General features: G+C 73.4%; 12 protein-coding genes. 1 reads left to right on the top strand and 11 read right to left on the bottom strand.

Annotated elements, in window-relative coordinates:
- Nucleotides 1-94 precede the first annotated feature (94 nt).
- The 3 genes from EKO23_RS19910 to EKO23_RS19900 form a co-directional block, all read right to left on the bottom strand.
- Nucleotides 95-2332 (bottom strand): 3-hydroxyacyl-CoA dehydrogenase NAD-binding domain-containing protein, encoded by a 2238-nt coding sequence (locus EKO23_RS19910; protein WP_134719962.1) that lies wholly within the window; start codon nt 2330-2332, stop codon nt 95-97.
- A gap of 131 nt (nt 2333-2463) precedes the next feature.
- Nucleotides 2464-3675, bottom strand: coding sequence for an acetyl-CoA C-acetyltransferase (locus EKO23_RS19905; protein ID WP_134719960.1), 1212 nt, complete (start codon nt 3673-3675; stop codon nt 2464-2466).
- A gap of 91 nt (nt 3676-3766) precedes the next feature.
- The gene (locus tag EKO23_RS19900; protein WP_134719958.1) at nt 3767-4414 is read right to left on the bottom strand and encodes an alpha/beta hydrolase; all 648 of its coding nucleotides are present in this window, start codon (nt 4412-4414) and stop codon (nt 3767-3769) included.
- Nucleotides 4415-4469: 55 nt separating this feature from the next.
- On the opposite strand from EKO23_RS19900, the gene EKO23_RS19895 reads away from it, so the two are divergent.
- Complete coding sequence (locus EKO23_RS19895; protein WP_134719957.1) at nt 4470-5444, top strand: NAD(P)H-binding protein; 975 nt, start codon at nt 4470-4472, stop codon at nt 5442-5444.
- Nucleotides 5445-5450: 6 nt separating this feature from the next.
- Here the strand turns inward: EKO23_RS19895 and EKO23_RS19890 are convergent, their stop codons facing one another.
- The 8 genes from EKO23_RS19890 to EKO23_RS19850 all read right to left on the bottom strand — a co-directional run bounded on the left by EKO23_RS19890 (nt 5451) and on the right by EKO23_RS19850 (nt 12587).
- Entirely contained in the window at nt 5451-6140 is a 690-nt protein-coding gene (locus EKO23_RS19890) for a CPBP family intramembrane glutamic endopeptidase (protein WP_217702718.1), read from the bottom strand.
- Between the two features lie 110 nt (nt 6141-6250).
- Nucleotides 6251-7153 carry a DUF5701 family protein gene (locus EKO23_RS26265; RefSeq protein WP_246051204.1) on the bottom strand — a complete coding sequence of 301 codons (903 nt, stop codon included), beginning with the start codon at nt 7151-7153 and terminating at the stop codon, nt 6251-6253.
- Between the two features lie 59 nt (nt 7154-7212).
- Nucleotides 7213-8631: a DEAD/DEAH box helicase gene (locus EKO23_RS19875; RefSeq protein ID WP_134719953.1), complete on the bottom strand. Its 1419-nt coding sequence runs from the start codon at nt 8629-8631 to the stop codon at nt 7213-7215.
- A gap of 179 nt (nt 8632-8810) precedes the next feature.
- Nucleotides 8811-9464, bottom strand: a complete 654-nt coding sequence (locus EKO23_RS19870) for a hypothetical protein (protein WP_134719951.1) — start codon at nt 9462-9464, stop codon at nt 8811-8813.
- Between the two features lie 9 nt (nt 9465-9473).
- A complete protein-coding gene (locus tag EKO23_RS19865) occupies nt 9474-10361 on the bottom strand; it encodes a hypothetical protein (RefSeq protein WP_134719950.1) in 888 nt (295 codons plus the stop codon).
- The gene (locus EKO23_RS19860) at nt 10358-11233 is read right to left on the bottom strand and encodes an ATP-binding cassette domain-containing protein (RefSeq protein ID WP_134719948.1); all 876 of its coding nucleotides are present in this window, start codon (nt 11231-11233) and stop codon (nt 10358-10360) included. The genes EKO23_RS19865 and EKO23_RS19860 overlap by 4 nt, the downstream gene beginning before the upstream one ends.
- The gene (locus EKO23_RS19855) at nt 11230-12054 is read right to left on the bottom strand and encodes an anti-sigma factor (RefSeq protein ID WP_134719947.1); all 825 of its coding nucleotides are present in this window, start codon (nt 12052-12054) and stop codon (nt 11230-11232) included. Before EKO23_RS19855 ends, EKO23_RS19860 begins: the two co-directional genes overlap by 4 nt.
- Nucleotides 12051-12587: an RNA polymerase sigma factor gene (locus EKO23_RS19850; protein ID WP_134719945.1), complete on the bottom strand. Its 537-nt coding sequence runs from the start codon at nt 12585-12587 to the stop codon at nt 12051-12053. The genes EKO23_RS19855 and EKO23_RS19850 overlap by 4 nt, the downstream gene beginning before the upstream one ends.
- Nucleotides 12588-12593: the final 6 nt, after the last annotated feature.

The raw sequence follows: 12593 nt of genomic DNA, 5'->3' as shown, positions 1-12593 counted from the left end.
CCCACGGATCAATCACAAGAGCCGCAATTGCGGCCCTACGACAGCTCCGGCACGAACAGCACCCGCCCTACGGGCTGAGGTCCGGCCCCCACGCTCAGGCGGGGAAGCCCTCCCCCTTCGCCACCAGGTCGCGGAGGTACGCCGTCGGCCGGAACCGCTCGCCGTACGCCTCGGCCAGCTCGTCGGCGCGGGCCACGAACTCGGCGAGCCCGATCGGGCCGACGCCGTTGCCACGCTCGTCGGTGCGCTGGTAGCCGGTCATGAACTGCGCGGCACCGCCGGTGTTGGGCGGGAAGCCGATGCCCATGACCGAGCCGATGTTGGCGGCGGCCACGGAGGTGATCACGCCCTCCTCGAAGCACTTCGCGGTCTCGAGCGCCTCGACGAACAGCATCCGGTCCTTCACGTCCTGGAAGGGGACCTGCTCGGCGGCGACCGGGAACTCCTCGGCCAGACCCGGCCACAGGCGCTGGCGCGCGCCGTTCTCGTCGTACTCGTAGAAGCCGGCGCCCTTCAGCCGCGACGGGCGGCCGAGCTCGACCATCCGGCGGCTGACCGCGGTGCCCGGGTGCTCGTCGTACGGCGTGCCGTCGCGCTCGGCGGCGGCCTGGGTCGCCAGGGCGATCTTGAGCATCAGCTCCATGTTGAGCTCGTCGGAGAGCTGCAGCGTCCCCACCGGGTAACCGGCCTGGGTGGCAGCACGCTCCAGGGAGACCGGGTGCACGCCCTCGGCGAGCATCGCGAGTCCCTCGTTGACCATGAACCCGATCACCCGCGAGGTGTAGAAGCCGCGGCTGTCGTTGACAACGATCGGGGTCTTGCGGATCTGGAGGACCACATCGTAGGCCTTGGCCAGCGCGGCGTCCGAGGTCTCCTTGCCGCGGATGATCTCGACCAGCGGCATCTTGTCGACCGGGCTGAAGAAGTGCAGGCCGATGAAGTCGGCCGGCCGGTCGACGCCGGCACCGAGCTCGGTGATCGGGAGCGTCGAGGTGTTGGAGCAGAGCAGCGCGTCGGCGTCGACGTACGGCGCCACCTCGGCGAAGACCTGCTGCTTCAGCCCCGGGTCCTCGAAGACCGCCTCGATCACCAGGTCGCAACCGGCCAGGTCCGCCGGGTCCGCGGTCGGGCGGATGCGGTCGAGCAGCTCGGCCTTCTTGTCCTCGGTGGAGCGCCCCTTGGCGATCGCCTTGTCCAGCAGCGTGGCGCTGTACGCCTTGCCCTTCTCGGCGCTCGCGACCTCGACGTCCTTCAGGACGACCTCCATGCCGGCTCGGGCGCAGGAGTACGCGATACCGGCGCCCATCATGCCGGCGCCGAGGACGCCGACCTTGCGGGCGACGTACGGCTCGAAGCCGTCCGGGCGCAGCGACCCGGAGCTGATCGCCTGCAGGTCGAAGAAGAACGCCTGGATCATGTCCTTCGACTGCTGCCCGGTGACCAGCCTGGTGAGGTAGCGGGACTCGATCCGGGCGGCGGTGTCGACGTCGGTCTGCGCACCCTCGACCGCGGCCGAGAGGATCGCGCGGGTCGCCGGGTAGACCGCACCCTTGGTCTGCTTGCGCAGCAGCGCCGGGAACGCCGGCAGGAACGGCGCCAGCTTCGGGCTGCTCGGGGTGCCGCCGGGCATGCGGTAGCCCTCGCGGTCCCACGGGTTCTGCGCGGCCTCGGCGTCGTCTCGGTGGGCGAGGATCCACGCCTTCGCGGCCGGGACCAGCTCCTCGCGGGTGGCGACCAGCTCGTCGACCAGGCCCTTCTCCAGCGCCTGCTGCGGCTTGAACCGGGTGCCGGGGAGGAGCACGTCCATGAGCGCGGTCTGCAGGCCGAGCAGGCGTACGACGCGGGTGACGCCGCCGCCGCCGGGGAGCAGGCCGAGGGTGGACTCGGGCAGGCCGACCAGAGCCTTCGGGTCGTCGACGACGATGCGCCGGTTGGCGACCAGGCAGATCTCGAAGCCGCCGCCGAGCGCGGCGCCGTTGACCGCGGCCACCACCGGGCGCGGCAGCAGCTCGAGCCGGCGCAGCGCGCCCTTGATCCGCTCGCAGGACTCGAAGACGTCGGCGGCGTCGGCCGGCGTCGCCTGGCTCATCAGCTTGAGGTTGCCGCCGGCGAAGAAGGTCTTCTTGGCGCTGGCGATCACCACTCCGGTGACCCCGGTCGCCTCGTCCTCGAGATCGGCGTACAGGCGGTCGACCGCGGCGACCATCGCGTCGCGGTAGAGGTCGTTCATGGTGTTCGTGCTGGCCGTCGGGTCGTCGAGGGTCAGCGTGACGATGCCGTCGGCGTCCCGGTCGTAGCGGACCGCGCTCTGGACGGTGCTCTCGGTGCTCATCGGTGTCCTTCGTTCGTGGATCAAGTCTTGTTGAGTTGCGCCTCCCTCACCGTTGAGTTGCGCCTGGCTCCGGGTCGCGCGCAAGGGAGGCGCGATTCAAGCGCCCGGGAGGCGCAACTCAACGGGGACGGCTAGACGAGCTCGACGATGGTGGCGATGCCCATGCCGCCGCCGACGCAGAGCGTGGCCAGGCCGCGGCGCTGGTCGCGCCGCTCGAGCTCGTCGATCAGGGTGCCGAGGATCATCGCGCCGGTCGCGCCGAGCGGGTGGCCCATCGCGATCGCGCCGCCGTTGACGTTGGTGATCTCGTGGCTGATGCCCATGTCCTGCATGAACCGCATGGCGACCGCGGCGAACGCCTCGTTGATCTCGAACAGGTCGATGTCGGCGACCTCGAGCCCGGCCTTCGCCAGCGCCTTGCGGGCGGCCGGTGCCGGGCCGGTGAGCATGATCGTCGGGTCGCTCCCGGAGACCGCGGTGGCCAGCACCCGGGCCCGCGGCCGAAGCCCGAGCTCGGCGCCGATCTCCTCGGTGCCGATCGCCATCAGTGCGGCGCCGTCCACGATCCCGGAGGAGTTGCCGGCGTGGTGGACGTGGTCGATCCGCTCGACCCAGTGGTACTTCTCCAGCGCCACGTCGTCGAAGCCGGCGTCCCGGCCGATCGAGGCGAACGACGGCTTGAGGCCGGCCAGCGACTCGGCGGTGGTGCCGGGCCGGATCAGCTCGTCGTGGTCGAGCACGGTCAGGCCGTTGATGTCCCTGACCGGGATCACCGAGCCCGAGAAGTAGCCGTTGGCCCAGGCCTTCGCGGCGCGCGCGTTCGACTCTGCGGCGTACGTGTCGACGTCGGTGCGGGTCCAGCCGCCAAGGGTGGCGATCAGGTCGGCGCCGATGCCCTGCGGGACGAAGGAGGTGTCGAGCGCGGTGGCGGGGTCGGTTGCCCAGGCGCCGCCGTCGCTGCCCATCGGCACCCGGCTCATCGACTCGACGCCGCCGGCGAGGATCAGGTCCTCGAATCCGGAGCGGACCCGGCCGGCCGCCTGGTTGACGGCCTCGAGGCCGGAGGCGCAGAACCGGTTGAGCTGGACGCCGGCGACGGTCTCGGGCAGGCCGGCCTTCAGCGCGGCGGTCTTGGCGATGTCGCCGCCCTGGTCGCCGATCGGCGTGACCACGCCGAGGACCACGTCGTCGACGCGGTGCGGGTCGAGCGTCGGGTTGCGGGACTGGATCTCGTCGAGGAGGCCGACCACGAGGTCGACCGGCTTCACCTCGTGCAGCGAGCCCGTCTTCTTCCCCTTGCCGCGCGGTGTCCGGATGTGGTCGTACACGAATGCTTCTGCCATGACCGTCCCTGTCGGAGGTGAGTCGGGTGGACCGGTGCGGCCGCTCCCCGAGCGGGTACCTCCGATTGTGACACCATCACTGTCATCGTGGTCAACGGCGACCTGCTGTGACGCGGGGCACAAGCGTGGCCAGCCAGTCCCGCAGCGCCGCGAGGCCGGGCGCGGTCAGTCCGTGCCCACCCCCGTCGCGGTACGCCGTGAGGTCGGCGTCGGCCTCGCCGTGCAGGTAGTCCCAGGTCCGGTCCAGCAGCTCCCGCGGGATCACGCGGTCCTGCTCACCCTGCGCCACGAAGACCCGCACGCCCGCGAGCCGGCCGGGCGTCACCGGGACGCCGGCGTCGAAGGGGAGCGTGCCGTAGAGCACCGCAGCCCCGGCGAACCGGTCCGGGTCGTCGAGCAGCAGCCCGCCCGCGAACGCCGCCCCGCCACTGAAGCCGACCAGCACGACCGGGCGCTCCTCGGTGGCGACCTCCTCCAGCCAGGCCCGGAACCAGGCCATCGTCTCGGCCAGCGACTCGGCGACCGGGCGACCGATACCCCGGTTGGCGAACCAGGCGTAGCCGCCGCCCTCGGCGATCGGCGCCCGCACCGCGGCGTACGCCGGACCCTCCGGCAGGTGGGCGGCCAGCCCGACGATGTCGACCTCCGACGCACCGCGCCCGTGCAGCAGCACGACGAGCGGGGCGGAGGCGTCGCGGGCGCCGGCGTACGCGACGGCAGGGACAGGGAGGTGCGTCATGACGGACTCCAACAGTTGAAGGTTCAATCAATCATACCGCGGCTAGTGTGGCGGCATGGCACCGGCCGAGGAGACTGCGCCCGATCCCGACCACCCCGACGCCGACCACCGCGACACCGACCATCGCGACCCGGCCGCCTGCACCGTGCTCGTCACCGGGGCCACCGGCTTCGTCGGCCGGCGCCTCGTCCCGGCGCTCCTCGAGGACGGTCGACGGGTGCGCGCGATGACCCGGCGTCCCGAGGCGTACGACGGCCCCGGGGAGCCGGTCGGCGGCGACGTGTCCGACCCGGACAGCCTGGTCGCCCCGCTCGACGGCGTGGACGTGGCGATCTACCTGGTGCACTCCCTCGACTCCCCGGACTTCGAGCGCCGCGACGCCGAGGCGGCCCGGGCGTTCGGGGCCGCGGCCGCGCACGCCGGGGTGCGCCAGATCGTCTACCTCGGAGGGCTCGGCTCCGAGGACGAGGACCTCTCCCCCCACCTGCGCTCGCGCCGCGAGGTCGAGGGGCTGCTCGGCGAGTCCGGGGTGCCGGTGACGGTGCTGCGCGCCGCGATCGTGGTCGGCCAGGGCGGCATCTCGTGGGAGCTGACCCGGCAGCTGGTCAAGAACCTGCCCGCGATGGTGGTGCCGAAGTGGGTGAGCACCCGCACCCAGCCGATCGCCCTCGACGACGTGACCCGCTACCTCGCGGGCGTCGTTGACGACGAGCGCGCGTTCGGCCGGGTCTTCGAGATCGGCGGCCCCGACCAGCTGACCTACCTGGAGATGCTGCAGCAGGCGTCGCTGGTCTCGGTCGGGAAACGGGTCCCGATCGTGCAGGTGCCGGTGCTGACGCCGCGGCTCTCGTCGTACTGGCTGGCCCTGGTCACCGATGTCGACGTCACGACCGGCCGCAACCTGATCGACTCGATGGGCACCGAGGTGGTCGTCACCGACACGTCGATCCGCGAGATCGTGCCGGGCGACCCGGTCCCCTACGAGGAGGCGGTACGCCGAGCGCTCGAGGAGCGGGGCCGAGACTGGTAGCCGGCCTCAGGCGAAGACGACCGGCAGCGCGAGCAGCATCGTCGCCGACCAGGTGACGTGGGTGAGGATCGGCGCGAGCACCCCGCCGGACGCGCGTCGCTCGAGCCCGACCACGGCGCCGAGCAGCACCGCCGCGAACGCCAGCATGACGTTGCCCGTGGCCAGGGTGGCGACGGCATAGGCCACCGTGGTGACCACGACCGGGTACTGGGTCACGGCGGCGTAGGCGGCACCGCGGAAGAAGAGCTCCTCGGCGATCCCGTTGACGACCGTGATCACCAGCAGCAGCGCCACCGACCCCTCGTCGGCGAAGTCGAGGATGCTGCGCACCTGGTCGCCGAGCCACGGCATCTCGCGGACCACCAGGCCGCCGACCACGAACACCGCGGCCAGGCCGAGCCCGAGCAGGATCGGCCCGAGCACGGGACGGCGCAGCTGCTCGGAGGTGTGCGCGATCCGGCCGAGGTGCAGCGGCCCGGACGCGAACGCCCCGATCGTCCACACGACGGCGAGCCCGAACGTCGCGGGGTAGAACCACGGGCTGCCCGGCTCGATGTTGAGCGACAGCCCGAGCACCACGGCGCCGAGGACCACGAACAGCGACGTGACCACCTGGCGGCGCCGCAGGTCGCGGATGCTCTGCCGGTGGTCGCGCGGGACCATCTCGACGAGGGTCCGGTGCAGCCAGGCACGCACGGCACCCTCCGTTCCGGTGGCTCGGTCGGGCTCCAGTCCACCACACGACGCAACGCCGGGCGCGACACCGGTGGTCCGGTGGTCGCGCCCGGCGTGGGCAGGAGGGCGGGTCAGCCCTTCAGGCCGTCCTTGGCCTCCTTGGCGGCGTCCTTGACCTTCTCGCCGGCCTGCTTGGCGTGTGCCTTGGACTGGTCGGCCTTGCCCTCGGCCTCGAGGTCCCGGTCGCCGGTGGCCCGACCCGTGGTCTCCTTGGCCTGGCCGCCTGCCTGCTCTGCCTTGTGCTTGGCCTTGTCGCCGATGCTCATCTCTACTCCTGTCTGTCCGACAGCCTCCCCGTGACACGGGCGTGAGCGTTTCGTACCCACCTGTCCCGGGATCACGCGCGACGGTCGCCGGCGGAGGCGACACCGAGCCAGTCGTGCGGGTTCCCGTCCCAGCACCAGCCGAGCTTCGGCCCGCTCGCTGATCCACAGCGCCGGCACCCGCCGGTCGTGCCGACGCGAGCCGGAGAGCATGAAGCACGTGTTCTTCGCCAGCAGGCTCGGGGCCTGGGTGACCACGGCGATGCCTTCGTCGATGGTGAGCGGTGTGCGCCCGCGCTCCCGGATCACCGGCAGCGCGGCCTCGGGCCGGACGCCGCAGAACTCCTCGCCGCGCTCCACGTCGACGAGCAGGTACGCCGAGGCGCGCGGCACCGCGAGCTCCGGCAGCGGGTGGTACGTCGCGAGGTCGCCCTCGGCGTGGTTCCGGTCGATCCGGCCCGGCCGGGTCCCGTCGGCGAGCCGCAGCAGCGGGACCGTGCGCTCCGGCGGCACCAGGTCACGGGTGACCACCAGCACGAACGGAAGCCGCCCCTCGGCCGGCACGGTGTCGGGCAGCGCGGCGGCGTGGCCGCGCAGTGGTTCCACCAGGCCCCGGAAGGACGTCTCGTCCGTCCCGGCCAGGGCGGGGTAGCCCAGCTCGACCAGGCGGTCGAGCTGGGCGTCGAGTTCGGAGGTGTGGTCCACGGGCACGGGCAGGCTCCTGTCGTCGGCGGCAGGAGACCAACGCACCGGCCGGTCGCGGAGTTCCCTCAGCGGCGCCCGGAGCTGAATCCGGCGGCGCTGTGGCCCCCGCTCTTCCCGGGTCCGCCGGAGCCACCGCGGCGCGAGCGGTTGCGGTTGCCACCGCCGCTGCGACCGGTCGAGCCGGACCCGGACTTCGCCGAGCCGTTGCCGGACCTCGCCGCGCCGGAGCCGCCGCGGCGCCGGTTGCGGCCGCGGCCAGTCGACGTACCGGCGGTGGGCTGGGCGGGTGCGTCCGCGACCAGGCCGCCCGGCCGGGACCGCTCGCCGGGGGCGAGCTCGCCGAGCACCGGGTGCCCGGCGCCGTCGACCCGGGTGGTGGTCGGCCGGATCCCGGCCGCGCGGGTGAGCGCGCGGACGTCGCGGACCTGGTCGTCGGTCATCAGCGTGACCACGGTGCCCTCGGCGCCGGCCCGTGCGGTCCGCCCGGACCGGTGCAGGTAGGCCTTGTGCTCGACCGGCGGGTCGGCGTGCACGACCAGCGCCACGTCGTCGACGTGGATGCCGCGGGCCGCGATGTCGGTGGCCACCAGCGTGGTCGCCCGGCCGGAGTGGAAGGCCTCCATGTTCCGGGTCCGGGCGTTCTGGCTGAGGTTGCCGTGCAGGTCGACGGACGGGACGCCGTTGTTGTTCAGCTGCCGGGCCAGCGCCTTGGCGCCGTGCTTGGTCCGGGTGAACACCACGGTGCGGCCCGGCGCGCTGGCCAGGTCGAGCAGCACCGGGAGCCGGTGCGCGCGGTCGGCGAGGTGCAGCACGTGGTGGCTCATGGTCGCGACCGGCGACTGCGCGGAGTCCGCCTCGTGCGTGACCGGGGTCCGCAGGTAGCGGCGGACGAGCACGTCGATGGCGTTGTCGAGGGTCGCGGAGAACAGCAGCCGCTGGCTGCCGCGCGGGGTCTGGTCGAGCAGCCGGCGTACGGCGGGCAGGAAGCCGAGGTCGGCCATGTGGTCGGCCTCGTCGAGCACGGTGATCTCGACGTCGCGCAGCGTGCAGTGGCCCTGTCCGATCAGGTCCTCGAGCCGGCCGGGGCAGGCCAGCACGATGTCGACGCCGCGCGAGAGGCCACGCACCTGCGGGTTCTGGCCGACGCCGCCGAAGACGGTCTGGGAGGAGAGGCCGGCGGCGGCCGCCAGCGGCGCCAGCTCGGCCTCGATCTGTCCGACCAGCTCGCGGGTCGGGGCGAGCACGAGCGCACGCGGGGCGCCGGGGCGCGGCGGACGTCCGCCGGCGGCGAGCCGCGTGACCAGCGGCAGCAGGAACGCGAACGTCTTGCCGGAGCCGGTGCGGCCGCGGCCGAGGACGTCGCGGCCGGCCAGCGAGTCCGGCAGGGTCGCGGCCTGGATCGGGGTGGGGGTGGTGATGCCCAGGTCGTCGAGGACGCGGGCAAGGGACGAGGGGACGCCGAGGTCGGCGAACGAAGAAGACAAGGTGATTCGCTATCCGTTGGTGTCTCACCAACGCGTTCCCGCGGGTGGCGGGAGGGGCGGGTGCGCCGCTGGGCGGGCGCGCGTCCTCGGCACTGTGGTCGACACGATGGTCGGCACCGTGGTCGGGGACGCCCTCGGCCCGGGGCAAGACTGGACGGGCCGGCTGCCCCCAACCTAGTTCACCCGACCCCGGATCGCCGCTTCCGCCACGGGGTGACGTCGGGCACAGGTCTCCGCGAGGGCGCGCCCGGCGGCGTGAGGAGGACGACCGCGCCCGCGGCCGAGCCGACCGCGACCCAGCCGGTCACCAGCCCGGCGGTCGGGTCCGTGGAGGTGAGGAACACCGGCGAGCGGACGAGGCCCTCGATGACGAGCAGTCCCACGCCGGACAGGGCCACGACCGGCGCCACCACGACGCCTGGCTCCGGGTCGCCGAGCCGCATCAGGGAGGTCGCGAGCGCCACGGCGACGAGGCCCGCCACGACCAGCTCGGCGGACGCTTCCGGCACCGGTGGCCGGACGTCGCGCCAGCCCAGGATCGCCAGCAGGCCGAGCCAGGCCAGGGCGATCAGCACGACGCCCGTCAGCAGGACCGGGGCCCGGCGCCGCCACGGACCCTGCGGGGCGACGCCGGTGAGCGGCGCGGCCGCGTCGTCGAGGAGGTACGCCGCGCAGCCGGCCAGGGCCAGCTCCGCCATGCGTCCCACGAACGGCAGGGCCGCCGACGTCGGCCACCTGGCCGCGATCGCCAGCACCAGGACGCTCGAGGCGAGCCCGGTGGCGGCGACCGGCCAGGGCGTCCTGGCGAGCGCCGTCCTGTCGACCATGGTCATGGCGCCACCTCAGGCCAGGGCCAGGGCGTAGCAGGCCGCCGCGGCCAGCGTCAGCCCCGCGCCGGCGAAGAGCAGCGGACGCCGGTGCTGGGGGTCGCGGAGCAGGGCCGCCACCACCGCCAGGCCGCACAGGCACAGCACCCAGCCGAGCGCCCAGCCCGGCGTGATCCCGGGCACGAACGTGGTGCTGATGATCTGCTCGGTGTCCGGGTCCACGTGCTCGTCCATCAGCACGGGCCAGGCCGACGCAAGGCGTATGTCGCTCCCGCGGGAGTCGCTGGCGGGGATCGCCGTGGCGACCACGAGGACGACCACCCCGAGGAGCCCGGATCCGCGGAACGGCATCCAGCGCGCGACCACCACGCCCAGCAGCGGGCCGCCGAGCGCGGCCACGGGTCCCATGGCGATGAGAGCTGGCAGGACCGTGCTCGCCGGATAGTCCCCGAACCACGCCACCGGCAGGCTCGACGGCTCTCCGTCCGGAGGCCAGAACGCCGCCGTGACGAGCATGAAGCCGACGGTCGCCGTGCCCGCGGCGGCCGAGACGAGGCAGGCAAGGCACAGGGAGAGGGTCCGCACCTGCCGGCCGACCGGCAGGACGCCGGCCAGCTCGCGGGTGCGCAGCATCGAGTTGGTCAGCCGATGAGCGACGAGGAAGCCGAACACCCCGAAGAAGAACGCGATCATCATCGTCCCGAACATCGGGTCCGTTCCGCCGCCGTCGCGCTGGACGACGCTGGCGACCACCATGACCAGGACCACCGCGCAGGGCAGCACGAACAGCGGGTGCCGGACGTACCGCCGGGCGTCGGCCCGGGCCAGGGCGAGCAGGGTGGCACGTCCGTCCGCCACGGCGGCGGGGGCCGGGGACTCCGCGTGGATCAGTCCGGCGCTCATGACACGGCCTCCAGTCCTGCGTCGTGCGCGGCGTCGCCGACGAGGAGGAGGTAGGCGTCCTCGAGGTCGGGCTCGATCAGCTCGGCGTCCGGCGGCGGGTCGCCGACGTTGCGGACCCGTCCGGTCCCGGTGCGCCACGCGTGCTGCGCCGCCGGGTGCCGGTCATCGGCCATCCACACCCGGCCGGTGGCCTGACGGACCAGGTCCGTGACCGCGCCGTCGAAGAGCACCCGGCCACCGTCCAGCACCACCACCCGCTCGCAGAGGGCCGCGACGTCCTCCGTCTGGTGGGTCGAGATGAGGACGGTGGCCGACTCCCCGGCCCGGCCCAGCACGTCGCGGAGCCGCCCGCGCTGGGCCGGGTCGAGACCGGTGGTCGGCTCGTCGAGCACCAGCAGGTCCGGCTGCCCGATCATCGCCTGCGCCAGCACGAGCCGGCGCCGCTGGCCGCCCGACAGCGCCGAGACCCGCTTGGGGGCGACGTCGGTCAGGTCGACCAGCTCGACCACGCGGCGTACCTCGGCGTGCCGGGTCTCCGCGTCCGACCACTCCTTGAGGATTGCCAGGTAGTCGAGGAACGAGAACGCCGTGAACCCGCGCGGGAACCCGGTCTCCTGCGGGACGTAGCCGAGGCGCCGGCGTACGGCGGTCCGACCGGTCGCGGTGCCCGGGTCGGACCCCAGCACCTCGACCGTGCCGCGGTCGGCAGCCAGGGCCGTGGCGAGGATCCGCAGCATCGTGGTCTTGCCCGCTCCGTTGGGTCCGAGCAGGCCCGTGATGCCCGGCCTGAGGGCAAGGGTGACGTCGGAGAGCGCGTCGGCCCGGCCATAGGACTTGCCGACGTCGGTCAGGGCGACGGTGGTGGTGTTCATGAGTGCCTCCCCAGGAGGTCGAGGGACGAGTGGCGCAGCAGGACGGCGGCGGCGGCCACGAGCGCCACGGCGGCGAGCAGCACCTGCATGAGCGGTTCGACGACCTCGACGGGGTCGCCGAGACGGTTGGCGGTCAGGACGGCCACGGACCACGTGCCGCCGATGACGGCGGCGGTCGTGGACGTGCCGACGTACGGCGCGAGCGCGAGGGTCAGCGAGACCCCGGCCAGTGCGGGCGTGAGCCAGGCGACCGCGAGCCAGGCGGGCCCGGGCAGTCCGAGACCGAGCAGGACGGTGACCGGGACCGAGGTCGCCAGCACCCCGGTGGTCCGGAGCAGGAGCAGCCGCAGCGACGAGTACGGCGTGACGGTGACCAGCTCGTGGGCCGGGTCGGCGTCACCGCCGAACGAGACGGCGACGCCGGCGACCGGGACCAGCGGCGCCACGACGAGGAACAGGGCCAGCCCGAGGTCCTCGGCGAACAGCGAGGCGAACCCCGCGAAGACCAGGACCGTGAACAGCCCGAGCAGCCAGGCACCCCGGAACGCCGGCACCGCGCCCAGCAGCCGGGCGGTCTCGGTGGACAGGCCCAGGCGCGTCATCAGCCGCTCCGCGAAGCCGGGTCGCGGCTCCTCGACGTGGGCACGGATCGCGTGCCAGGCCCGCTCGACCGGTTCATGAGGCAGGAGCTCGCGGAGTGCCGCGGCACACTCACGGCAGTCCATGAGGTGTGCCTCCACCGACGCTCCGACGACCGGCGCGCACCGGCCCTCGGCGTACGACGCGAGCGCGGTCGCGTCGACGTGCCAGGTCGTGCTCATGCGAGCTCCTCCCTCAACGAGGTGCGGGCGCGCTGCAGCCGCGACTTCACGGTGCCGCGCGGGATGCCGAGGAGGGCGGATGCCTCCCGGGTGGTGAGACCGTCGATCACGGTCAGCTGGAGGACCACCCGCAGCTCGGGCGAGATCCGGCCGAGCGCCGTGCCGACGTCGACGTTCTCGAGACGGAGGAGCACCTGCTCCTCGGCGGAGATCTCGTACTCGTCGCGTTCCAGCAGGGCCGGCCCGAGGCGGACGTCGGTACGGCGGCGCAGCCGGCTGATCAGGCGACGGATCGCGATCCCCCACAGCCAGGCTCCGACCGCACCGTCGCCGCGGAATCGGGCGGCGCCGTCCCAGGCGGCGATGAAGGTGTCCTGGAGGACCTCCGCGACCGCGTCCGGGTCCGCGCAGCGCCGGGCGAGCCGGGCGTGGATCCAGGTGGCGTGCCGGTCGTAGAGCTCGCGGAGCGCGCCCTCGTCCTTCCCGGCCATCTCCCTGAGGAGGTCGGCGTCTGTACGGTCACAGCCACCCATACAAGG

Source organism: Nocardioides guangzhouensis (genome assembly GCF_004519545.1).
Taxonomy (GTDB): Bacteria; Actinomycetota; Actinomycetes; order Propionibacteriales; family Nocardioidaceae; genus Nocardioides; species Nocardioides guangzhouensis.
The sequence above is the reverse complement of the archived record's forward strand: the minus strand, read 5'-3'. Positions and strand labels throughout refer to the sequence as shown.